At 50.3% G+C, this 23602-nt stretch carries 22 protein-coding genes; 11 read left to right on the top strand and 11 right to left on the bottom strand.

Translation table 11 applies throughout. From position 1 onward, the window contains the following. Window positions 1–91 precede the first annotated feature (91 nt). The 4 genes from cgtA to rplU all read right to left on the bottom strand — a co-directional run bounded on the left by cgtA (window position 92) and on the right by rplU (window position 2982). Window positions 92–1267 (bottom strand): Obg family GTPase CgtA, encoded by a 1176-nt coding sequence (gene cgtA / locus ACSF8W_RS21555; protein WP_500849164.1) that lies wholly within the window; start codon window positions 1265–1267, stop codon window positions 92–94. 138 nt (window positions 1268–1405) lie between these two features. After that, complete coding sequence (locus ACSF8W_RS21550; protein ID WP_500849163.1) at window positions 1406–2329, bottom strand: DMT family transporter; 924 nt, start codon at window positions 2327–2329, stop codon at window positions 1406–1408. 65 nt (window positions 2330–2394) lie between these two features. Further along, a complete protein-coding gene (gene rpmA, locus ACSF8W_RS21545; RefSeq protein ID WP_428477037.1) occupies window positions 2395–2652 on the bottom strand; it encodes a 50S ribosomal protein L27 in 258 nt (85 codons plus the stop codon). Between the two features lie 18 nt (window positions 2653–2670). Then, the gene (rplU, locus tag ACSF8W_RS21540; RefSeq protein WP_039456406.1) at window positions 2671–2982 is read right to left on the bottom strand and encodes a 50S ribosomal protein L21; all 312 of its coding nucleotides are present in this window, start codon (window positions 2980–2982) and stop codon (window positions 2671–2673) included. Between the two features lie 414 nt (window positions 2983–3396). Between rplU and ispB the strand changes: the two genes are divergently transcribed. Further along, entirely contained in the window at window positions 3397–4368 is a 972-nt protein-coding gene (gene ispB, locus ACSF8W_RS21535) for an octaprenyl diphosphate synthase (RefSeq protein WP_500849162.1), read from the top strand. A gap of 183 nt (window positions 4369–4551) precedes the next feature. Further along, the gene (locus tag ACSF8W_RS21530) at window positions 4552–4743 is read left to right on the top strand and encodes a hypothetical protein (protein ID WP_500849161.1); all 192 of its coding nucleotides are present in this window, start codon (window positions 4552–4554) and stop codon (window positions 4741–4743) included. 79 nt (window positions 4744–4822) lie between these two features. On the opposite strand, the gene mdh is transcribed toward ACSF8W_RS21530, so the two are convergent. Beyond that, complete coding sequence (mdh, locus tag ACSF8W_RS21525; protein WP_500849160.1) at window positions 4823–5761, bottom strand: malate dehydrogenase; 939 nt, start codon at window positions 5759–5761, stop codon at window positions 4823–4825. A gap of 368 nt (window positions 5762–6129) precedes the next feature. Here mdh and argR point away from each other — a divergent pair, with 368 nt between their 5' ends. From argR to ACSF8W_RS21505, 4 genes are all read left to right on the top strand, one after another. Then, on the top strand, window positions 6130–6600 hold the full coding sequence (gene argR, locus ACSF8W_RS21520; RefSeq protein ID WP_500849159.1) for a transcriptional regulator ArgR: 471 nt from the start codon (window positions 6130–6132) through the stop codon (window positions 6598–6600). A gap of 383 nt (window positions 6601–6983) precedes the next feature. Next, on the top strand, window positions 6984–7952 hold the full coding sequence (locus tag ACSF8W_RS21515; protein ID WP_500849158.1) for a TAXI family TRAP transporter solute-binding subunit: 969 nt from the start codon (window positions 6984–6986) through the stop codon (window positions 7950–7952). A 108-nt stretch (window positions 7953–8060) separates the two neighbouring features. After that, complete coding sequence (locus tag ACSF8W_RS21510; protein WP_500849157.1) at window positions 8061–10637, top strand: TRAP transporter permease; 2577 nt, start codon at window positions 8061–8063, stop codon at window positions 10635–10637. A 185-nt stretch (window positions 10638–10822) separates the two neighbouring features. Next, window positions 10823–11305 (top strand): universal stress protein, encoded by a 483-nt coding sequence (locus ACSF8W_RS21505; RefSeq protein ID WP_500849156.1) that lies wholly within the window; start codon window positions 10823–10825, stop codon window positions 11303–11305. A 67-nt stretch (window positions 11306–11372) separates the two neighbouring features. Here ACSF8W_RS21505 and ACSF8W_RS21500 read toward each other — a convergent pair whose 3' ends face one another. Both ACSF8W_RS21500 and mpl read right to left on the bottom strand, forming a co-directional pair. Continuing rightward, window positions 11373–12011: a flavin prenyltransferase UbiX gene (locus ACSF8W_RS21500; protein ID WP_500849155.1), complete on the bottom strand. Its 639-nt coding sequence runs from the start codon at window positions 12009–12011 to the stop codon at window positions 11373–11375. Then, entirely contained in the window at window positions 12004–13365 is a 1362-nt protein-coding gene (gene mpl, locus ACSF8W_RS21495; RefSeq protein ID WP_500849154.1) for a UDP-N-acetylmuramate:L-alanyl-gamma-D-glutamyl-meso-diaminopimelate ligase, read from the bottom strand. Before mpl ends, ACSF8W_RS21500 begins: the two co-directional genes overlap by 8 nt. A 210-nt stretch (window positions 13366–13575) precedes the next feature. Here mpl and fbp point away from each other — a divergent pair, with 210 nt between their 5' ends. The 3 genes from fbp (at window position 13576) to ACSF8W_RS21480 (ending at window position 15668) form a co-directional block, all read left to right on the top strand. Continuing rightward, window positions 13576–14589 (top strand): class 1 fructose-bisphosphatase, encoded by a 1014-nt coding sequence (gene fbp / locus ACSF8W_RS21490; RefSeq protein WP_500849153.1) that lies wholly within the window; start codon window positions 13576–13578, stop codon window positions 14587–14589. Between the two features lie 125 nt (window positions 14590–14714). Next, window positions 14715–15245, top strand: coding sequence for an inorganic diphosphatase (ppa, locus tag ACSF8W_RS21485; RefSeq protein WP_500849152.1), 531 nt, complete (start codon window positions 14715–14717; stop codon window positions 15243–15245). A gap of 54 nt (window positions 15246–15299) precedes the next feature. Then, window positions 15300–15668: a rhodanese-like domain-containing protein gene (locus tag ACSF8W_RS21480; protein WP_500849151.1), complete on the top strand. Its 369-nt coding sequence runs from the start codon at window positions 15300–15302 to the stop codon at window positions 15666–15668. Window positions 15669–15674: 6 nt separating this feature from the next. On the opposite strand, the gene ACSF8W_RS21475 is transcribed toward ACSF8W_RS21480, so the two are convergent. The 3 genes from ACSF8W_RS21475 to tamA all read right to left on the bottom strand — a co-directional run bounded on the left by ACSF8W_RS21475 (window position 15675) and on the right by tamA (window position 21684). Further along, on the bottom strand, window positions 15675–16040 hold the full coding sequence (locus ACSF8W_RS21475) for a gamma-glutamylcyclotransferase family protein (RefSeq protein ID WP_500849150.1): 366 nt from the start codon (window positions 16038–16040) through the stop codon (window positions 15675–15677). A gap of 167 nt (window positions 16041–16207) precedes the next feature. After that, window positions 16208–19966 (bottom strand): autotransporter assembly complex protein TamB, encoded by a 3759-nt coding sequence (gene tamB, locus ACSF8W_RS21470; protein ID WP_500849149.1) that lies wholly within the window; start codon window positions 19964–19966, stop codon window positions 16208–16210. Further along, window positions 19963–21684, bottom strand: a complete 1722-nt coding sequence (tamA, locus tag ACSF8W_RS21465; protein ID WP_500849148.1) for an autotransporter assembly complex protein TamA — start codon at window positions 21682–21684, stop codon at window positions 19963–19965. Before tamA ends, tamB begins: the two co-directional genes overlap by 4 nt. Window positions 21685–21854: 170 nt before the next feature. Between tamA and msrA the strand changes: the two genes are divergently transcribed. Beyond that, window positions 21855–22475 carry a peptide-methionine (S)-S-oxide reductase MsrA gene (gene msrA / locus ACSF8W_RS21460; RefSeq protein ID WP_500849147.1) on the top strand — a complete coding sequence of 207 codons (621 nt, stop codon included), beginning with the start codon at window positions 21855–21857 and terminating at the stop codon, window positions 22473–22475. Here the strand turns inward: msrA and ACSF8W_RS21455 are convergent, their stop codons facing one another. After that, entirely contained in the window at window positions 22476–22685 is a 210-nt protein-coding gene (locus tag ACSF8W_RS21455; RefSeq protein ID WP_500849146.1) for a DUF1107 domain-containing protein, read from the bottom strand. A 289-nt stretch (window positions 22686–22974) separates the two neighbouring features. Here ACSF8W_RS21455 and ACSF8W_RS21450 point away from each other — a divergent pair, with 289 nt between their 5' ends. Beyond that, complete coding sequence (locus ACSF8W_RS21450; RefSeq protein WP_500849145.1) at window positions 22975–23526, top strand: YtfJ family protein; 552 nt, start codon at window positions 22975–22977, stop codon at window positions 23524–23526. Window positions 23527–23602 lie beyond the last annotated feature (76 nt).

Raw genomic sequence — 23602 nt, 5'->3', positions numbered from 1 at the left:
ATAACGAGAGTGGGTTTGATTAGACACAAAAAAAGCCGCGCTAATGGCGGCTTTTCATCATGGACTGACCTTCATCAGGTCAACAGCAGACTTACGGCTTGTAGATGATCTCTACGTCGTAATCGTCTTCGTTCCAGTCGTCCCAGTCATCGTCATCATCATCTGATTCTTGGGCTTTCTTCAGCTGTTCAGCGTGGTAATCATCCCACTTAAAGTCCACTTTCTCGACTTTATTCTCTTCGGCTTCGTACTTAACCTTCGGCATCGAATCAATCGCGCCCATCAGATCAAACGTCAGCTCTTTCGTGCCTTCACGGTTCAACGCAGAGATGCTGTAGTACTTGTCTTCCCACGCAAGGGCTTCAAGCACTTCGGTGATCTTCTCTTGCGCTTCTTCTTCAGAAAGCAGATCCGCTTTATTGAAGACGATCCAACGTGGCTTGCTACCCAGCTTGTCACTGTACTGCTCAAGCTCGTTGATGATCGTAAAGGCATTTTCTACCGGATCTGAACCATCAGCTGGCAGCAAATCGATCATGTGCAATAGCACACGACAACGCTCAAGGTGCTTCAAGAAGCGAATACCCAAGCCCGCACCGTCAGCAGCGCCTTCGATCAAGCCCGGAATGTCAGCGACAACGAAACAACGATCCGCATCGACACGTACCACACCCAAGCTTGGTACAAGCGTGGTAAATGGATAGTCAGCCACTTTAGGCTTCGCCGCAGAGACAGAGCGAATGAACGTTGATTTACCGGCATTCGGTAGACCTAGCATACCCACATCAGCCAGCAACAACAGCTCAAGACGAAGGTGACGTACCTCGCCCTTACTGCCCATTGACTTTTGACGAGGCGCACGGTTTACCGACGATTTGAAACGGGTGTTACCCAAGCCATGGAAACCGCCTTTAGCGACCATGATTTTCATGCCGTGCTCAGTCAGATCGGCAATCACTTCGCCGGTATCTTCATCAATCGCACGCGTACCCACAGGGACCGTCAACACGTTGTCAGCACCGCGTTTGCCGGTACAGTTACCACCGCGACCATTTTCACCACGCTCTGCTGCGTGGAAACGCTCGAAGCGGTAGTCGATCAAGGTGTTAAAGTTTTCATCGGCCAGTAGGTAAACATCACCACCATCGCCGCCATCACCACCGTCAGGGCCCCCTCTCGGGACGTACTTTTCAGTACGGAAACTGACTGTACCGTTACCACCGTCACCGGCGTCAACGCGGATTACCGCCTCATCAATAAACTTCATTTTTTTCTCCGCACTGTGGCGTTAAAACTTTTCATCTGGCGGCCTACACCACCAAAATACTATTAACCTATTGTACAACCAAACGTCGCGCTTATCTGGCCTTTCCTGCAAGAACCCCGTTCAGGGAGCCTGCAAGCATCACTGCTTACGCAGGAAGCGGTGGCCCGTTGCACTGAACATCGCGCTACCAACCACGACCATTGCGCCCATGTAACCAAGGCTATTTAAAGCCACCGACGCCACATGTGCTGGCCAAATCAGGCTCGCAATATCCACAAACACAATCGTGAACAGGGGTGTTAACGTAATCACCGCACTCACTTTTGAGGCTTGCCAACGTGCCATGGCTTCAGCAAACGCGCCATATCCCACCAAGGTGTTGATACAGCAGAAGAGCAGCATGCCCACTTGGCGAGGATCCATCAACTGGATCTGACTCGGTGTCGCCAGCGGTGTTAGCATCACTGCGCAGATCACATAGATCATCAGCAGGATCTGCGGGGAACTGTAGCGCTTAAGCATCGCTTTTTGCGCGAGGGCATAGATCACCCATACCACCGCCGCTAAAACGGCCAACAATACCCCTGTTGTGTAGCCATTCAGGCTGGTAAATAACTCCGCCAGGCGTTCGTTAAAGAACAACAGCAAGCCGGATAATAACCCCACAACGCCGATCTTCTGATGCCGTCCAAGCGTTTCTTTAAAGCAGACAACACTGGCGAGCAACAACATGACAGGTGCGAGCTGGATAATGACTTGTACGACAGGAGGATTCAAATATTCAAGTGCGCTGTTAAACAGGACAAAGTTACCGGCAAGGCCGATACTGCCCAGCAGCATAATACCGCCCCCAGACACGCCTAACGCGCTCACAGCAGGAAGTTGGCGGCGATAGCTCAACCAGAGGCCAAGCCCTAACGAGGCCGCGACAAAACGGTACCAGACGATGGTAAAGGGATCCATCACTTCTACCGCTTGCTTCATCGCAATCGGTAGTGCTCCCCAGAAAACCGCAGTCAGCAATGCCAGCGCCATCCCCATGAAGGGATTCTGTTGTGGCATAGTGCCTCCAATAACAAAAAGCCCCGCCAATTGGCAGGGCTTTTATCATTTATGTCGAGACTGAATTACTCAGCTTCGATAGAAATGAATTTACGGTTCTTAGGACCTTTCACTTCAAACTTAACTTTACCGTCAGTTAGAGCGAATAGAGTGTGGTCTTTACCGCAACCTACGTTAGTACCAGCGTGGAACTTAGTACCACGTTGACGAACGATGATGTTACCTGCAAGTACAGATTCACCACCGAAACGCTTAACACCTAGGCGTTTAGCTTCTGAATCGCGACCGTTACGAGTAGAACCGCCAGCTTTTTTATGTGCCATCTTTAAATTCTCCTGTTATTAAGCGCTGATGCCAGTAATTTTGACTTCAGTGAACCACTGACGGTGGCCCGCTTGCTTACGAGAGTGCTTACGACGACGGAACTTAACGATTTTTACTTTATCGCCACGACCGTGAGTAACTACTTCAGCAGTTACTTTACCGCCAGCTACGAAAGGTGCGCCTACAGTTACTTCTTCGCCATTAGCTACTAGAAGTACTGAGTCGAATTCAATGCTAGCGCCAGTTTCAGCGTCTAGTTTTTCTAAACGAAGGGTCTGGCCTTCGCTTACACGGTGTTGTTTACCACCACTTTGGAAAACAGCGTACATGTCTTACTCCGCTTGTCCGCATAGGCCATTTGCCACGTAAATTTTGGGCAATGGGTATGCGCTTAATCTTGTCATCAATAGGGCGCGAATGTTACGTGAAAACGGAGCTTCTGGCAAGCGATTGTGCAAAGAAAATTGGTGAAAAGGTGCTCAGGAATAAAACTCACTGATTTAAACGCAATCGAGGTTATGAAGATTGCGCGCTTTTAGTGTAATATTCGATAATTAATTTTAGCTACTGATTAACAAATCAAGGCGATGACATCCTGCTTCCGACAAGGCTTAAGCCTTGTGTGCTCTGCACTTAGGTCGTACGGTGACACATTCACTCACGAATGGCCTCTCGTTTGATGATCAGTCAGCTCGCTCAAAATTCCGCCGAATTACCGGCGCACTATTTTTGCTGGATGTACAATGGATTTCAAAGCTATCCAAGCGCTCACTGCCAGTGATATGGCAGACGTTGACGCGAAGATACTGGCGCAGCTGAACTCAGATGTCGCCCTCATCAATCAACTCGGTTTCTACATTGTCAGCGGTGGAGGCAAACGCCTACGTCCAATGCTGGCCGTTTTGGCGGCGCGTGCGCTGGGCTATGATGGCGATAAACACACCACGGCGGCCGCTTTTATCGAATTTACTCATACAGCAACGCTGCTACACGATGATGTTGTGGATGAATCCGATATGCGTCGTGGTAAAGCCACGGCCAATGCCATGTTTGGCAATGCTGCCAGCGTTCTGGTGGGCGATTATATCTACACCCGCTCTTTCCAAATGATGACGAGCCTACGATCTTTAAGGATCCTCGATATCATGAGTGAAGCGGTGAATGTGATCGCAGAAGGGGAAGTGCAGCAATTAATGAACTGCAATGATCCTAATACGACCGAAGATAACTACATGCAGGTGATCTATTCAAAGACAGCGCGCCTGTTTGAAGCCGCAACACAGATCGCCGCGATCCTTGTCGATGCGCCTCAAGAGGTCGAAACCGCACTGCAAGACTACGGCCGTTATTTAGGTACCGCCTTCCAGTTGATCGACGATGTCTTGGATTACACCGCTGACGGCGACGAGATGGGTAAAAATGTGGGTGATGATCTCGCCGAAGGTAAACCAACCCTGCCACTGCTACACGCCATGGTGCACGGTAATGCCGAACAACAGGCCATGATCCGTGAAGCGATTGAACAGGGTGACGGCCTTGATAAGCTTGCGCCTATCCTCGCCTGCATGCACGACGTAGGCTCATTGGCTTACACCCAGCAACGCGCTGAAGAAGAAGCCGAGAAGGCCATTGCAAGCCTTGTTTGTTTGCCTGAGAGCGATTACAAGACCGCATTGATTGCCCTTGCGCACTTGGCCGTGCATCGTAACAAGTAAACCGGTACGCGATACCCTCCGGAATACTCCGACGGTCATCCCCTGCTCCGCCTGAGCCTGCGTTTATCCGCAGGCTTTTTTGATCTTTCTCACCCCGTTATACGTTCCCTCCCATAGCGAAAACCACGCTACGCTATATAAAGAGACACAAAACGATCATTAGGATCATGACAGGAGGTGATCATGCAAGCAAAAGATCTCAAGCCGGGAATGTGGGTGGAACATCAACAAGGGATCGCGGAAGTGGTCGAGGTGGATCACGATCATAATACGGCGATCATTGAAAAGCGTCATGATCATCGTCGCGTCAATATTTGCTGTGATGATCTTGTCGACCAACCCCAACTTCATACTGGCTGCGATAGCTATTACTAGCCATGCAGCTATGTATCATACGACACAAAAAAAGCGGCCACTTAGAGTGGCCGCTTTTCTCTCTTTATTTATCGTTCACTTACTTTGCAGCAAACTCTTCGCCTTTCACGATATCATCGTGCAAAGTCTCTAGCATGCCTTCCAGTGCTGCTTGCTCAAACGCGCTAAGCGGACCGTAATCCATCACTTCCTCAACCCCTTCTTTACCCAATAGGATAGGCTGAGCGAAGAAACGTGCATGTTTGCCGTCACCTTCAACATACGCACACTCAACAAGACCGGTTTCGCCTTGCAGTGCACGTACAAGCGAGAGACCAAAGCGACATGCCGCCTGACCCATAGACAGTGTCGCCGAACCGCCACCCGCCTTCGCTTCTACCACTTCCGTACCCGCATTCTGGATACGTGGTGTCAGAGCTTCAATTTCTTCTTGTGTAAATTCCACGCCTTTTACTTGCGATAGCAATGGCAGGATAGTTACGCCTGAGTGACCACCAATAACAGGTACGCTCACTTGGCCTGGATCCAAATCTTTCAGCTCTGCGACGAACGTTTCAGAACGGATCACATCCAGTGTAGTGACACCAAACAGCTTACGCTTGTCATACACACCGGCTTTCTTCAATACGTCAGCCGCAATAGCAACGGTGGTGTTCACTGGGTTCGTGATAATACCCACACAGGCTTTTGGACATACAACGGCAATTTTTTCTGCCAGGGCTTTGACAATCCCAGCGTTCACGTTAAAGAGATCCGCGCGATCCATACCAGGCTTACGCGCCACACCCGCAGAGATCAAAACAACATCCGCCCCTTCTAAGGCAGGCGTTGGATCTTCACCGGCATAACCTTTGATCGAAACAGGGGTTGGGATATGGCTAAGATCAGCCGCTACACCCGGTGTTACTGGGGCAATATCATACAGCGCCAGATCAGAACCAGCAGGGAGACGGTTTTTCAGCAATAATGCCAACGCCTGCCCAATACCACCAGCCGCACCAATTACAGCAACTTTCATGTTCGTTCTCCTTTACGATAGAAGTATATAATTTTCAGACCTAATCATATGAAATCACTATTAATTTAAATTAATGATTTCGTATTGCGGGTAAATCAAACGTTATAGGAAGCCACTGCCAAATACAATCATATGCCGCACGCTTTGCGATATTACGCATGACTATGAATTAAATGTGCTACATCCGTATAACATTTCTTTCTATAAACTTGACCAATAGGCATTTTGCGACTTGCATAAAAGATCATATTTATGCATTTAAGCACGGGATTTGGGTGACACATGCACCAGTTTATTGGAACACCGTTTGCTTGCAGCCCAAAGGTTTGCCAGAATACCCCCCTCGTCCCTGTACATGAAATTTACTTATGCGAAGTTCAGATAAACAAGAGCGCTTAGTCAAAGCGTTCAAAGCCATTCTAAAAGAAGAAAAATTCAGCTCTCAAGGCGAAATCGTCGATGCGCTGAAGGCCCAGGGGTTCGATAACATCAACCAATCAAAAGTCTCGCGTATGCTGACGAAATTCGGCGCTGTGCGTACCCGCAACGCTAAAATGGAGATGGTGTACTGCCTGCCTGTGGAGCTCGGTGTCCCGACCACCAGCAGCCCACTGAAAGAGTTGGTGATGGAAATCGGTTATAACAGCGCATTGGTTGTGATCCACACCGGTCCAGGTGCCGCACAAGTGATTGCACGCCTATTGGATTCTTTGGGTAAAGCTGAAGGGATCTTGGGCGTGGTTGCGGGTGATGACACCATTTTCATCACACCAACGAACAGCATTTCGACCGAAGATCTGTTCGACTCGGTATGTGAATTATTTGACTACAGTAAATAATTATTTACTCGTGCATTAATGCCAGACAGCCCTTTCCCGCCTCAGCGCTGACTGTCTGGTATTAGTGAGAGATTGATCACAATCAAACAATCTTTTCCCTCTCGCCGCCATAACAACCAAACCGCTGATTTAAAAGCATAAACACTGCATGTCGCATACGTTCCAATAAATCCCCTCTCGTCTCTCTCGCCCTCTTGTCGTTAACAAACTTTTAAACTTCTCTCTTATTTTTGGTATCATCTTATTCGCTGAAATGTGTACTACCTTGGTAGATAAGCCTTTTTCATCGCCGCTATTGCTCTACACAAACAGTACATGCGATAGCGATAAGCACGATAAAAACGCAAGGCTCTGGGAATAACAACAATCAGGAAGGGACCACTATGGCACTAAAGCAATTGATGACAGCCAGCGCACTCGCCGCCGCAATGATGACGGCCGGCATGGCTAACGCGCAGAATTTTATCACCATTGGCACCGGTTCGGTCACTGGGGTCTATTACCCAACAGGCGGCGCCATCTGTAAGCTCGTCAATAAAGACCGCAAAACCCATAACGTGCGCTGTTCGGTGGAATCAACCGGTGGCTCTATCTATAACGTCAATACCATGCGTGCCGGTGAACTCGACTTCGGTATCGTACAGTCTGACTGGCAGTACCACGGCTATAACGGCACCAGTAAGTTTGAAAAACAGGGGCCGTACAAAGACATGCGCGCGGTATTCTCATTACATACCGAACCGTTCAACATCATCGCCCGTGCCGATTCCGGCATTAACAGTGTGGCTGATCTTAAAGGCAAACGCGTAAACATCGGCAACCCAGGCTCTGGCGATCGCGCCACCATGGGCGTGGTGATGGATGCCATGGGCTGGACCAACAAAGACTTCAAACTGACCTCTGAGCTGAAAGGTTCTGAGCGTTCACAAGCCTTGTGTGATAACAAAATTGACGCCTTTGTTTACGTAGTGGGCCACCCGAATGGATCCATCAAAGAGGCAACAACCTCGTGTGATGCCAAACTGATCCCGGCGACGGGTACGGCGATTGATAAGATCGTGGCAGATAACCCGTACTACGCCAAAAGCACCGTTCCGGGCGGCATGTACAAAGGCACCACCGATGACGTAAATAGCTTTGGTGTGGCGGCCACACTGGTTTCTTCAACCAATGTGCCGGATGACGTGGTGTATGCGTTAGTGAAGGGCGTTTTTGAGAATTTTGATACCTTCAAACGCCTTCATCCTGCATTTGCCAACTTGAAGCCGGAAGACATGGTGAAAGACGGTCTGTCTATCCCACTTCACCCGGGTGCCGTGAAATATTACAAGGAAGCCGGTTACCTCAAGTAAGGCCGACGCTCCTCATTTCGCACTGTCGCATGCGCCCACACGTGGCGCATGCTGTTTTTCCTACCCGCAACCACGCTCACTCCCTCGCCCATCAAAGAAGGATAATGCATGACGAAGACAACTTCCTCGTCGACAGACGTGCAGGATATGGTGGCACAGGCCGATACAGGGGCAAGGAGCCCACACGGATTGGCTGGTCGTATTCTCTGGATAGTGCCCCTCTGCTGGTCATTGTTTCAACTCTGGTATGCCTCGCCATTACCGTTTATTTTTAATTTCGCGGTGCTCAATGACACTGAAGCCCGCTCTATTCACTTAGCGTTTGCGGTCTTTCTCGCGTTTACTGCCTATCCGGCACTGAAACGGTCACCACGCGATCGCATCCCTGTCCTTGATTGGATCCTCGCGTTTGCCGGCAGCTTTTCTGCCGCTTATCTCTATGTATTTTATACCGAATTGGCGGATCGCTCGGGCGCCCCTACTCAACTCGATATTATTGTCGCCATCGCGGGCATGGTACTGTTGCTCGAAGCCACCCGTCGGGCGTTAGGCCCACCGTTAATGGTCGTGGCTGTCGTCTTTTTGCTCTACACCTTCGGCGGCCCGCATATGCCGGACGTCATCGCCCACAAAGGCGCAAGCTTAAACAAAGCCATGTCACACCTGTGGCTCACCACCGAAGGCGTCTTTGGTATTGCCGTAGGGGTATCGACCTCGTTTGTCTTTTTGTTCGTCTTATTTGGCGCCATGCTGGAACGCGCTGGCGCTGGGGCTTACTTCATCAAAGTGGCCTTTTCACTGCTGGGCCACATGCGAGGCGGCCCCGCCAAAGCGGCCGTCGTGGCATCCGGGTTATCAGGGCTAGTCTCAGGCTCATCGATTGCCAACGTGGTCACCACCGGCACCTTTACCATTCCTCTGATGAAAAAAGTCGGCTTTCCCGGCACCAAAGCCGGTGCTGTCGAAGTGGCCGCCTCGACAAACGGCCAGCTCACGCCACCGATCATGGGCGCAGCCGCTTTCTTGATGGTCGAATATGTCGGGATCTCGTATGTCGAGGTGATCAAAGCCGCCTTACTGCCCGCATTAATCTCTTATATCGCCCTGATTTATATCGTGCATTTGGAAGCCTGCAAAGCCGGCATGCAAGGGCTTAAACGCCGTTACACGCCGACGCTGGCGCAAAACCTGCTCTCTTTTGCCACCACCTTGGTCGGGCTTGTCGTGCTCAGTGCCCTCATTTACTACGGTGTGGGCTGGACCAAAGACGCCTTCGGCGCGGCAGCGACTCCCATGATCGCCGCGGTGATTTTAGTCGCTTACGTGATCTTGGTGAAGATCTCCGCCAACTACCAAGATCATACTTTGGAAGATCCCAACGCTGACATCACCACCGTGCCAGACCCCGGTCCTACCATCAAATCCGGTCTGTATTTCTTGCTACCGATTGTGGTGCTGGTGTGGTGTTTGACGGTCGAACGCTTCTCACCAGGACTGTCTGCTTTCTGGGCCACCGTGTTCATGATCTTCATTCTGCTGACTCAGCGCCCGCTAATGGCCTACTTTAATCAGGAAATGCCACTGTGGCAGGCAACAAAAGTCGGCATGGTTGATCTGCTGGAAAGTTTAGTGACTGGCGCGCGCAATATGATCGGCATCGGTGTGGCCACCGCCGCCGCGGGGATTGTGGTCGGCGTCGTCACCTTAACCGGAATTGGTTTGGTGATGACCGAGTTTGTCGAGTTCATCTCCGGCGGTAATATTCTGCTGATGCTACTGTTTACAGCATTGATCAGTCTGATCCTCGGCATGGGATTACCGACCACGGCGAACTATATCGTGGTCTCTACCCTGATGGCACCTGTTATCGTCACACTGGGGGCACAACACGGTTTGATCATTCCGCTAATCGCCGTCCACTTGTTTGTGTTCTATTTCGGGATCCTCGCCGATGATACCCCGCCAGTGGGGTTAGCCGCCTTTGCGGCCGCCGCCATCGCCAAAAGCGATCCGATCCGAACCGGTATTCAGGGCTTCACGTATGATATCCGGACCGCAATTTTGCCGTTCATGTTCATTTTCAATACGCAATTATTGATGATGAATATCGACTCATGGTGGCACCTCGCGCTCACCGTGATATCAGCCGTGATCGCCATGTTGACGTTTTCCGCCGCCACACAAGGGTGGTGGTTTACCAAAACCAAATGGTGGGAAGTACTCGCGCTCTTGCTGATCACCTTTACCTTGTTTAGACCGGGCTTCTGGTGGGATAAAGTCTACCCGCCACAGCATGATATGCCGGGGGCGCTGATCAGTGATGCTGCCGATAAACTCAACATTGGTCAACCGTTGGCGTTACTCGTGCGCGGGGAAAACTTAGAAGGCAACATGGTCAGCAAACATGTGCGCTTACCGTTCGACGAAACCGCGATCACCCCAGAAGATCGTATCGCTTCCACAGGGCTGATGTTGCGCCAAGAAGGCGAGAAAATGCTGGTCGATATGGTGGCATTTGATAGCCCAGCCGAACAGGCAGGGATCGACTTTGATTGGGAGATCACCACCGTCAGCCTCCCGGCTGTACGTCCCATGAAAGAATGGGTCTTTGTACCGACCTTGTTGATATTGACTGCGCTGGGTTGGAATCAACGTCGACGTGCTCACCAAGCCGGTCACCTCTGACGACAGGGGCATTCCCCTCACATCAATCGTCAAAGCCCTTTCTCGCAAAAGGGCTTTTTTATTCGCCCTCACTCTTCACACGCCACTTTCGCCGTCGTCTCTCAGTAAACGCAGAAACAAGCACTATCCACGCAAGCGATATACACTATACGTAGCCTCTTCTCTCCCAAGGAGTGCCAATCGTTATGTATAAACAACTGTTAGTGCCTGTTGATCTTAATGAACCGGGGTTTACCAAAAAAGCCATGCAAATGGCCGTCTGGCAAGCAAAACAAAGCCATGCCACGATCCATTTGCTGACCGTCCTGCCCGGGGTTCACCTTGCCATGGTCTCAAGTTACTTCCCTAAAGATGCCGCCCGACAAATACTGCAAGAGACGCAGCAACAACTCAGGACCTTTGCTGACACGCACATCCCCCCAGAAATCGTTCACCACCAATGTGTCTGCGAAGGGAAAATCTGGACCACGATTGTCGAGCATGCCGTACGCATTGGAGCAGATCTCATCATCATGCCCAGCCATCAACGATCCACATTCGATCATCTTCTATTGGGCTCTGTGACCGGCAAAGTCATCGAAAACTCCCCCATCAATGTACTGATCATCAAGCCCCCCGTTGAGGCTGATAGCGACGACAATGACGATGACGGCACTCCTGAAGGCTGACGCATACCGCGTATCACGCACACAAAAAAGCCCGCTATGCGGGCTTTTTTTCGATTCGACGAGAAGATCACTGACGGTGATCGTAACCCCAACGCGGTACAAGTCCCTGCGAGACACCAAGGTGATCCAATATTCTGGCCACCATGAAATCCACCAAATCCTCAATCGACTGCGGTTGGTGATAAAAACCTGGGGCAGCCGGCATGATGGTCACGCCCATCTTAGAAAGTTTCAGCATGTTTTCTAGGTGCAACGTCGAGAACGGGGTTTCTCTGACCACCAGCAACAATTGCCCGCGTTCTTTCATCACCACATCAGCAGCGCGTTCCAGCAGGTTATCGGACATACCGTGTGCCACCGACGCTAATGTGCCCGCGGAACACGGACACACCACCATCTGCTTCGGCGCGGCCGAGCCTGAGGCAACCGGCGAGAACCAGTCCTCTTTACCACAAACAATCAGCTGTCCACGATCACAGCCTAAATGGGCGATCAATGCCTGTTGCGCCGCTTCTGGGCCAGACGGTAACTTCAAACCGTGCTCTGTCGCCAATACCACACGGGCCGCCGACGAGATCAACAGGTACACCTGATAGTCAGCGGCGAGCAAGCACTCGAGTAAACGCAACCCATAAGGCGCACCAGAGGCCCCTGTCCAAGCTAGCGTAATACGCTTATCCGTTCCGGCTGGGTGTTGTTCACTCACTGACCGTCTCCAAAGCTGTCAGCAACTTGTTGTGAATGCCGCCAAAGCCGCCGTTGCTCATCACCAAAATGTTATCGCCCGGCTGTGCGGTGGCGACAATTTTGGCCACCAGCGCATCCAAATCTGCATCCGTGTAGGCCGGTTGAGTGCACTGCTGCGCAATGTCATCCACCGACCATGGGATCGTATCCGGTTGATAAATGAAAACTTCATCGGCGGCGGCCAATGCAGGGGCTAAGTCCGCCTTATGGACACCCAACTTCATGGTATTAGAACGAGGCTCTAACACCGCCAAAATACGCGAGGTACCCACTTTGGCACGCAAGCCGCCCAGTGTCAGTTCAACCGCCGTCGGATGGTGAGCAAAATCGTCATACACCCGCACACCATTCGACTCGCCCTTCAACTCAAGACGGCGTTTGGTATTAATGAACGTCGCCAACGCTTCACAGGCCAGATCCGGTGTGACGCCCACATGACGCGCTGCCGCAATAGCCATCAACGCATTGTGGACGTTGTGATCGCCAATCAGCGCCCAATCGACCGTACCGACAACGTTGCCATCAAGCGATACCGTAAACTGGCTGCCCGCCTCATCGTGTTTACTTGCCTGCCAATGGCCGTCATCACCAATAAATTCCAGTTCACTCCAACACCCCATGGCCAGCGTTTGATCAATCGCAGGGACACCTTGAGGGGCGAAGATGCGACCATTCCCCGGAACCGTACGCACTAAGTGGTGGAACTGACGTTGAATAGCGGTGAGATCATCAAAAATATCCGCGTGATCAAATTCCAAATTATTCATGATCAGCGTGCGTGGGTGGTAATGGACAAACTTTGAACGCTTATCAAAAAAAGCACTGTCATATTCATCGGCTTCGACCACAAAGAACATGCTTTCGCCTAAGCGCGCCGAGACACCGAAGTTACCTAACACGCCCCCGACCAGGAAACCCGGCTGATAACCGCAATCTTCAAGGATCCACGCCAGCATACTGGCTGTAGTCGTCTTACCGTGCGTCCCCGCCACCGCTAATACCCAGCGATCATGCAGCAAAAATTCCTGCAGCCATTGCGGGCCAGAGGTGTAACGCAAGTTATGATTAAGCACATACTCCACACAAGGATTACCGCGACTCATGGCATTCCCGATCACGACAAGATCCGGCGCAGGATCTAACTGCGACGGATCATATCCTTGAATAATTTCAATACCTTGAGATTCAAGCAAGGTGCTCATTGGCGGGTATACATTGGCATCACAGCCCGTCACTTTATGGCCAAGTTGACGTGCCAGAACCGCCGCGCCGCCCATAAATGTGCCGCAAATACCTAGAATATGGATATGCATAACAATCGGCTCACTCAGTAATAATTTGATGATTTCACGCTTCTGCGTTACTTCGTTACCATAAAAAAGATCTTTATATACAATTCTTTATATACAAATAGGCGATACGCTGTAAAGACGCGCCGATCCCACTTGGGTACACAAATTGTCAATACATAACATTGTACCTGAGTTATTCACTCTTATGACAACAGGATGCAAGGATTGTATATGTCCGAGATGAAAACCCTTGGCGAATTTATTGTCGAAAAACAGAATGACTTCCCCCATGCCAGCGGTGAATTATCGTCGCTTCTTGGCTCACTCAAGCTGGCGGCGAAAATCGTCAACCGCGAGATCAACAAAGCCGGTTTGGTTGATATTACTGGCGCGGTCGGCGGGGAAAATATTCAAGGCGAAGAACAACAGAAACTGGATGTCTACGCCAACGATAAATTCAAAGCCGCCCTCGAAGCCCGTGACCAAGTGTGCGGGGTCGCCAGTGAAGAAGAAGATGAAGCCGTCACCTTCAACAAAGAACTCAACCGCAATGCCAAATACGTGGTACTGATGGATCCGTTGGATGGGTCCTCCAACATTGATGTCAATGTCTCTGTCGGTACCATTTTCTCCATCTTCCGCCGTGTATCCCCCGTCGGCACGCCACCGACACAAGAAGACTTCCTCCAACCGGGCCACCGACAGGTCGCAGCGGGCTACATCATTTATGGCTCATCCACCATGCTGGTCTACACCACAGGGAATGGCGTGCATGGCTTTACATACGATCCGTCGTTAGGGGTGTTCTGCCTGTCCCATGAAGGAATGACGATCCCACCAACCGGTTCGATTTACTCCATTAACGAAGGCAACTACATTCGCTTTCCGCTTGGGGTAAAAAAATACATCAAGTATTGCCAAGAAAACGTACCGGAAGAAGGGCGCCCTTACACATCACGCTACATTGGTTCACTCGTGGCCGATTTCCATCGCAACTTGCTCAAAGGCGGGATATATCTGTACCCAAGTACCGCGACACACCCCAACGGCAAACTACGCCTGCTGTATGAATGCAACCCAATGGCGTTTTTGATTGAGCAAGCCGGCGGAGAAGCCTCTGACGGGCAGCAACGCATCATGGAAATCAACCCAACAGAATTACACCAACGTGTGCCTTTCTTTGTCGGCTCCCCCACCATGGTGCGTCAAGTAGAAGCCTTTTTAGCCGAATTTCCCGAAGACTAAAACAGGCTAATATTACCCCGCCGATGATGGATCATCTTGCGGGGGATTAGACAAAGAATTAACGATGTTGGTATTATGTTTCAAACTCACCCACATTTCGTTAATCACAACAAAAGGAAGAGATCATGAGCCTGAATCAGGTACCTGCAGGAAAGGACATCCCAGAAGATATCTATGTCATCATTGAGATCCCCGCCAACGCGGATCCGATCAAATATGAAGTCGACAAAGATAGCGGTGCGGTGTTTGTTGATCGCTTTATGTCGACCCCGATGTTTTACCCTTGCAACTACGGCTATGTGAACCACACCCTGTCGCTCGATGGCGATCCGGTCGACGTACTGGTACCAACACCGTATCCATTAGTACCCGGTGCCGTGATCCGCTGTCGTCCGGTTGGTGTGCTCAAGATGAGTGATGAATCAGGGGAAGATGCCAAAGTCGTGGCAGTGCCGCACTCGAAACTGACAAAAGAATACGATCATGTTCAAGATGTCGATGATCTTCCCGCACTACTGAAAGCACAAATTACCCATTTCTTTGAGCGCTATAAAGAACTTGAAGCCGGTAAATGGGTTAAAGTGGAAGGCTGGGGAGATGCAGCTGCCGCGAAACAAGAAATTATAGATTCGTTTAAGCGCGCCCAAGAAAAGTAAATAAGATGTGGCTCCCTGCTCGCCGCTTGGGAGCCTTTCAATGAGGATTACACCATGCAACGCCTTGTTACTGCCGCCCTGTTTTCTGTCAGTCTGTTTTCAGGCGTCGTATTGGCGGATGTGGTTTCACCCACGCACTTTTGGCAATACCATCACAAGTTACAGGCAGAAAAACCCTTGTTGGTGGATGTTCGCTCCCACCAAGAATTTATTGCAGGCCATCTGCCCAATGCGATCAATATCCCTCATGATAAGATCGCACAATTAGCCACCCTTGCCCCCGATAAAGCCCAGCCTATTTTCCTGTATTGCCGTTCAGGGCATCGCGCGGGATTGGCGGAACACGTTTTAAAACAACAAGGCTACACCCGTATTTATAACGGGGAAAGTTACCAAACCCTGCTGAAGAGCCAACCTAAATAACGCCTTCTACGCTTTTCCTTGCCGATGCGCACGTTGACACCAATCGCCCCCCTCAATCAATGGTGCGCCAACCAATGACGCTTTATACAGATAAATCCACGCCTCCCCCCACGGGGTCATCACCGGCACACGATCATATTCATCGGGATACGCTTCCAATATATCCAGTGCCACTAAGTGCTCAGAGGTAATGGCATACACTTCACCGTATAGCTCGGTCCCTGTCGCATCTTCAACGGCAGCAGGATAGTCCCCTAAATCAAACAACCGATAACCTGCAGGTAAACAACACGCGCCTTTCCACTGCGCGCCCGTTAATACCTGTGCGTTACTCTCTCCTGCGCGTAACGTGCCATACGCAAAAATTAGCATGTTTATCTCCTTATCATTCCTTGTCAGCCGATATCCATCATCCACAATCACTCGCGACGCTATCGTGGTCAATAAAAAAGGGCACGCAGAAACCATGATCTGCGTGCCCTCTTAACTCTTAGAATGAGCGCTAAACCGACATAGAGGTTTAGCCCGCTAAGCTAAGATCAGTTGAACTCAAATTGATAGAGCAAGTCGACGGCACTGTCGAGACCTGACACAACCTCAACATACAAGCCTTTCATCAGGCGGTATCGCACCGTAAATTCCCCTATCGATTCAAAGATCCCCACACCATATTTCACCTGTAAACCCGGTGCAATATAGCCACTGATCGTGACCTGTGAATCAGACCCTGACCCCGCCGTATCTAACGCCAGATCTTGCACACCAAAGGCTTCACCAACACTCCCCACCAGCTGACCACTTTGCGCTAAGCCCATACTGATCAAGGCGGTCGTCATGGCATCACTGCTGTCACCCGACTCACTGTCGAGATCTTTACCGCGCAAAATATACGACAGGGCATTTTGCTGCGGCATCGCGGGATCAGAGAAAATATCAACTTTAGGCTTATCAGCGGGCCCCGTCACACGGATACCAGCAATGACATCGTCTTCGATATTGTCAGGATCGCGGATCGCTTCAATCGACAAATACGGCTGATCTGCCGGGCCGTTAAACAAGATCTGCCCTTTCCGGATCACCAACTCTTGCGCAAACGATCGGTAGGTACCATTACGCAGATTAATCTCACCGTATACCAATGGGCCTTTCTTGTTCTGACGAACGTTCACTTCTCCCACCAAGCCAGCATTCAGGCCAAAGGCCGACAACTTCACATCATCGCCTATCTTCACCAATACGTTGGTTTTCAAGGTAAATGGGATCGGTTTCTCTGCTGCGACCGGTTGCAATTGATTGTTCAACAGGATTTCATCTTTCGACACAGCCACTGCCGATTCTGGCAATTGGTCGACCGTGATCCGTCCCCAGGGGATCGCAACGCTCCCCGTCACTTCCGCCAACTGTGGGGTTGCTTTAATGGTCAAATCCGGGCTCACTTTCACCGCGAGCATAGGCGGGACACTGACTTCCAATTCCCGTCCGTTGACGCGTAGCTGGGTCTTCCATGCTTTCAAGTCTTGCCAATCACCGTTACCAGTGAGGTTCAACTTGCCGTCAGGCGTGATCACTTCACCGTTCAATTTGGCTTTATAACCACTGAACGTCGCAATAATATCCGCTTTTTCGACATCCAACGGCACCGTGCGACCAATCGCTTTCACCTTGGTGACTTTCACCAAGCCTTCCACCGCGGGGTGCATCACAGGGCCGGATAAGTTGAGGTTAGCATCCACTTGCCCCGAAAAGGTGTGGTAATCCATCAACAACGGTTTGAGGAAGTCGAGCATGAAACGGTCTAGCTTCAGGTTCGCGGCTAACTGCTTATCCCCCGTCAGTTGTGTGACCGTTGCACGACCACTCAAGTCACCGTTATTGCGTACCGCTACCAACCAGTCGGCATTCAGTACGTCCTGTTTCATTTCGGCATTCAGGATAACGCTGTCCCATCCCACTTGCAGCGGCTCTGCCTCTGTTGAGGTTTCCTGCGTCAATGACCCCGCAGGCATACGGACATTGGCTTTCACGTAAGGAGCAGATTGCGGTGCCCATGTTGCTTCAGCTGTCGCACCCACCTCCCCTTTAAGGGTGATGTGCTCCGGCAGATACTTGGCAATCAAACCGTAATCAAAATGGTTGATGGCCACATTCGCATGCCCGCTAGTGCCCGCTTCCAGATCCTTGGTTAAACACAAAGAAGCTTTACCTTGCTGCCAACAATGGGCAGCAACCGACGCTAGCTGCGTCTTAAATTGATAACCCAACGCGGTAGGGCGATTTAATCGCCAAGGGCCAATATCGGTCCGGAACTCTCCCGACGTTAATGCGCCTTTCCAGCCGATATCACGGTTAAGTGCACCGGTTAAACGCAACATCGTACTGACAGGTTCGGCATCCACATCCAACGTTAAACTGTGCTGTTGCTCGGTGCCTTTAAATACCATGGCTAAGTTTTTTAAGCTTACCGTGTCGTATTTACCGCCTGCCGCATTCAACTGAATATCAGCATGGATCTGTGGCAACGGATGAACAATACCTTTCAGGCTCAGTTGATCCAGCGTGGCAAGATCTTCCCATCCCATCGCTCGTCCCACCAAATCAATGGCCAGATCCGGCTCGGCCATTTTGCCACTGATCGCCACCTTACCTGCAACCTGACCACGTAAGCCCGGCACCGATTTACTTAAATCAGGCGCTTGGATCTCTGCCGTCATGTCCCAGGTATTGGTGAGCTTGCCTTGCGCTGTCAGGCCATTCGGTCCATGTTGCAAAGATAGACCGTCAGTAGCCAGAGCCAACTTACCTTTGCCGGATTTATCACTGGCGGTCAGTTGTCCTTTCAATGCCAAGGCTTGATCCATCACCGTACCATCGACCATTAATTGCGGAAGCTCGACATACCAGCCGCCTTTGCGGGTCAATCCCCCAGAGGTGGTTAATTGGCCACTGAGATCCCCTTGTACCTCTTTCCACTCCAATCCTGGCTGAATGTGTTCAAACGCCAATTGACCTTGCCAATTGACTAAGTCTTTCCAGTTGGCTCGGGCGTTACCGGTGATTTTTCCGCCCAACGTATCCAAGGCCAATTGGGTTAATTCAACATGCGATAAGCTGCCTTTGCCTGTGAGTGCAGCCCCAACGGGTGGCATCGGCTGCCCGTCAATTTGACTCTTGAGGTCAAAACGGAACGCAGATAAATCCCCTTTCGCTTTCAAACGGGTTTTATCAAGCGTAAAGTCCGCTTTTGTTGCAATCGGCCACTGCAAGTGCTGACTGTTCAAAGCCAAATCGAACGGTAACTCGGGATCCAACGGCGACAATTTTCCAGACAACGCGGCATCTAGCGTTCCCTTTAACGTAGCATCCAAGACCAGATCCGCTACACTGCCTGACGCATCCAGCGCTAAGTGGTGGCCTTGCAATGGGGCTAACGCGATATCGGCGTTGGCTGCCAATGACAACGGATAATCGCCGGTTAACGTCACGGTGGCATTTGCATCCAGCTTCCCTTGCGGCACATCCAGCACAAGGCTTTTCACCATCACATCACTGTCGCGGGCAGTGGCCACGACATCCAGCAGTTTCACCGTTTGCGGCGTTTCACCGGATAACGTGAAATCTTTCACCGTCAATTGCTCAACATTCACCGCAAGCGGTAACGTCACAACGGGCAAGGTGATTGGCTGCGCTGTGGCAGCGTCTTTCTTCTCGGCTGGCTTCTTAGTAGTCGCGGTAGCGGGAGCCTCATCGCTAGGGGCTAACGCCAAGGTAATGGTTTCCCATACCGTCGGTTTCAGCGTCAGCGTATCTCCCGACATCGCCGCTGCGGTTGAGAAGTGCTGCCATGCAACCTGATTGCCTAATATATCAAGCTGAATATCATTAAGCGTCAAACGATCAACGCTGATTGGGATAGGTAAATTGATCGTCGCCATCGGCGTGTCATCGGTGGGGGCTGGCTCAGTCGATGGCGGTAAATCTGGCATCGAAAATTGTACCCCCTCGAGTGCCAATTCCGACACACACACGGCGGGCGTCAGGAGACAATGATCATCGAGCACCAAAGACAGGCGCTTAGCATCAAGATCCACTAAAGCGTCATGATAACGTACATCTTGCAAAGCAAAACCGGTCAGTAAGCTCCCTTGGCTTTTCCCGACCGAGAGCGCAGGCAGTATTTTCTCCGCCCCCCACAGTGCCACTTTGACCCCAGCTGGGGTATACAACAACGCGGCAATCACCATGACCAACACCAGAAGCAGGGCTAATAGCGCAAGTGAGAGTCTTTTTACCCAAATCATATCTCTGGCCCTAAAATGAAGTGAATCTGGAACTTATCGGTTTCTTTTTCTAAGCCCCATGCAAAATCAAGGCGAATAGGCCCAACGGGGGAAGCCCAACGTACCCCAACACCGGCACCCGCCAGCCATTCAGGAGTATCGTTCCACGCAGCACCGTAATCATAAAACACCGCGCCCCACCAATCCCCGTATACCCGGTATTGGTATTCCAAGGTCGAGGTCGCCATGTATTTACCCCCCAGCAATTTTCCTTCACTGTCTCGAGGGGCCACCGATTGGTAGCTGTAACCACGTAAGCTATTATCACCACCGACAAAGAAACGCATAGACGGTGGAATGTCTTCCAGATTATCCGCAAACACCGCGCCAGCATCAACTCTCGCCAAGCCACGATGATTCTCACCGAGACTGCGGATCCATGCAGAACGTCCTCGCAGGCGAGCCAATCGCGTATCAGAGCCTAAAGCGGGATCGGAGTATTCAATGGAGATCAGCTGCTTATCCCCCCACGTTGGCATCGCACCACCGCGTAATCGGGTTTTATCATAACTGATCCCCGGAATGATCATTGAGAGCACGCCAGTTTCAGAACTCCCTTGCTTGTAGTCTTCATATAACCAGCGAACAGAAGCTATCCGTTTCCAACCCGACTCTAAGCGCCAGTGACGTTCTAAGCCGATGTTGTATTCGGTACTGATTGTGTCGTGGTTATCGACATAGCGGATCCCACCGATAACCTGATAGTAATCGTTAAGTACATCATCAAGAGGGATTTTGTAAGCGGCCTCAATCTTAGGCTGTACCTTGGAGATTTCAGTCTTCACACTCAGGCTGTGGCCTTTACTGTTTAACCACGGTTTACGCCAGTTCAATTTCAAACGCATCCCGACATCCGTCGAGTAACCAATACCAGTTTCTACCTGATTTTTCACTTGTGGCGTCACTACCACATCAATCGGAATACTGCCGTCTTTAAGCTTGGTCGAGTCCCCCCCCACAAAGATGGAGGAGAACCAACCGACATTCGACAAACGTTGATTAAACTCGCCCAGCGAGGAGACTAGATACGGGTCGCCTTCTTCATAAGGCACCAATGATGAGAGGCGGTCGAGCTCGATCTGGCTGCCTTCAAATAGGGTTTTCCCGAAATTATAACGCTGTCCAGAGGCATAGGTGATCGTAATGAAAGCCTCATTACGACTCGGCGCCACTTCCATTTTACTCTCGGCCATTTCAGCATCAAAGTAGCCTTTACGCAGCGCTAAGCTACTGAGTGACGATTTCAGTGCTTCATATTTACCGTGATTTAACGTCTTTCCTAACCCAAGCCCGCTACTATGCACCAACTCAATAAAGTCAGGATCGTCTTTGGCCATCCCTGTTAACGTGATGGCGCTTTGTACTATGATGGTTTTCGGGCCAGGGTCGACCTTCACGGTTAAACGGTGATTTTTACCGTCAGCTTTATCGCTAAAGGTCAGTGTCGGGTTATAACGTCCCAACGCTTTCAAAGCGTCACGAATTTCTTTCTCAAGTTGCTCTTGAAAACGTAGAGACGTGTTGTAATCTCGCTTGGGGATCGCAGAAACATACGCTTCAACATTGTCCTCCAGGCTTCCTTTTAATCCTGTAATTTTCAGTGTGGTTTTCGCCATTGCGGGAACAGCAACTGACAACACTAAAGCGGCGATGGTCGACCGCAATAAGACTTTCTTCATGGACTGTGTTCTTCACCAATAGCGCATCATTATTATTTATTTCAGCATGGTTAATTCTGACAAAGCGCCGCCTTAACTGCCAACCTTTTACGGGAAAAAACAAGGAAGTTGAATCTCCTTCAGGTTTCCTCTACCTTGGGAAAACATGACACAGCAAAAAGGACGTCACCATGTCATCGAAAAAATCAATATTACCGAATGCCAATCAAGCACTCATCGGTAGAGCTACCCCTATCATTCCTGACGAAGTGCATGCCGTAAATAGTACGGTCTTAAACGATCGCATTCCGGCAGGCATGGAGGTATTGACTGTTGGTATGGGCTGTTTCTGGGGTGCTGAACGGTTATTTTGGCAACAACTTGGCGTATACAGTACTGCAGTCGGCTACAGTGGAGGCTTTACCCCAAACCCAACCTATCAGGAAGTCTGCACAGGCTTAACCGGGCATACTGAAGTGGTAAGGATCATTTTTGATCCCAATCAGATTGAACTGGATACATTGCTCACTCTCTTTTGGGAGAGTCATGATCCGACACAGGGCATGCAACAAGGCAATGATGTGGGCACGCAATATCGCTCCGCCATTTTTATCCATTCACCAGAGCAGCATCAACAAGCGATCACCAGTCAGCAACGTTACCAAACGGTTCTCACCAAGCCAATCACCACAGAGGTTGTTCCTGCGGGCACCTTTTACTTTGCAGAAACCTATCACCAACAGTATCTGGCCAAAAATCCACAGGGGTATTGTGGCCTTGGTGGCACGGGCGTTTGCATGCCACCAAAATAGCTATATCCATTCCACAGCAAGGTGCTGAATTTCTTTATTTACTTCAGAGAGAACATTCAGTGCCTTTTTACTCTGTCGCTTCGGTGGTAATAATCGGCCACGATCAAACTCAAAGGCACCAACGCCGGTAATAAACACCCGACCACGGAAGTAACTTTTCACATAACGGGCAACTTGGTTCGGTCGATACTGTTTAAAGATCCTCAGCATTATCATCTCCCTCTGACCTTCTATGGTTTTATAGACCGGAAAAGCCGTTATTGGTTGCACACAGACTGCGACTTTTCATCACGCCGGTCCAAATAGTCTGATCGAATCATCAGCGAGGCTGATCACGCTAAAATCAAAGCAAACTTTACACCAAAACTACACGCAGTTACCAAATATGGCTCTTCACCGTCATCACAAGCAATAAAATGCCATACTGGTAAAACCAGTCTCGCAGGGCTTATCGAGGATAATATTGATAAATAAAAATGATTAAAACATGGAAAAAACAATGAATAAGAAACTTGTTGTCGCTTTACTGAGCACCCTTTTACCAAGCACTGTTTTTGCGCATAGCCTCACTATCGGAGAACCATTACCACACGTTACAATTACAGATAAAGGCGAAATTACCTTAGACAAAGAAGCGATAGCCTACCAACCGTGGGACAGCGCTTCTCTGGTCGGAAAAACGCGTGTCATCCAAGCCATTGCCGGTCGCAGTGCCGCTAAAGCGATGAATGCAGAGTTGATGGCAGCCATTACAGCCGCACAATTCCCTGCAGAGCTGTACCAAACAACGACAATCATCAATCAAGATGATGCCATTTGGGGTACCGGCAGCTTTGTAAAGTCATCAGCTGAAGAGAGTAAGCGGGAATTTTCTTGGTCTGCGATGGTGCTTGATGCAAATGGCGTTGCACAATCGAAATGGCAATTAGCAAAAGAAAATTCAGCCATCATCATTTTAGATAAAGCAGGTAAAGTGCTCTTTGTTCAAGAAGGGAAATTGAATCCAGAAGCCATCCAACAAGCACTTACTACAGTGAAAACTCACTTATAAGGTAAGCGCGCAATTAAGCAGTGAGGCCTTATTCGGCCTCACCTAACTCAACATTCCACGGCAATAAATCGGTAAT

The organism is Photobacterium sp. 270122K (assembly GCF_059941365.1).
This window is presented reverse-complemented; position numbering and strand designations above follow the sequence as displayed.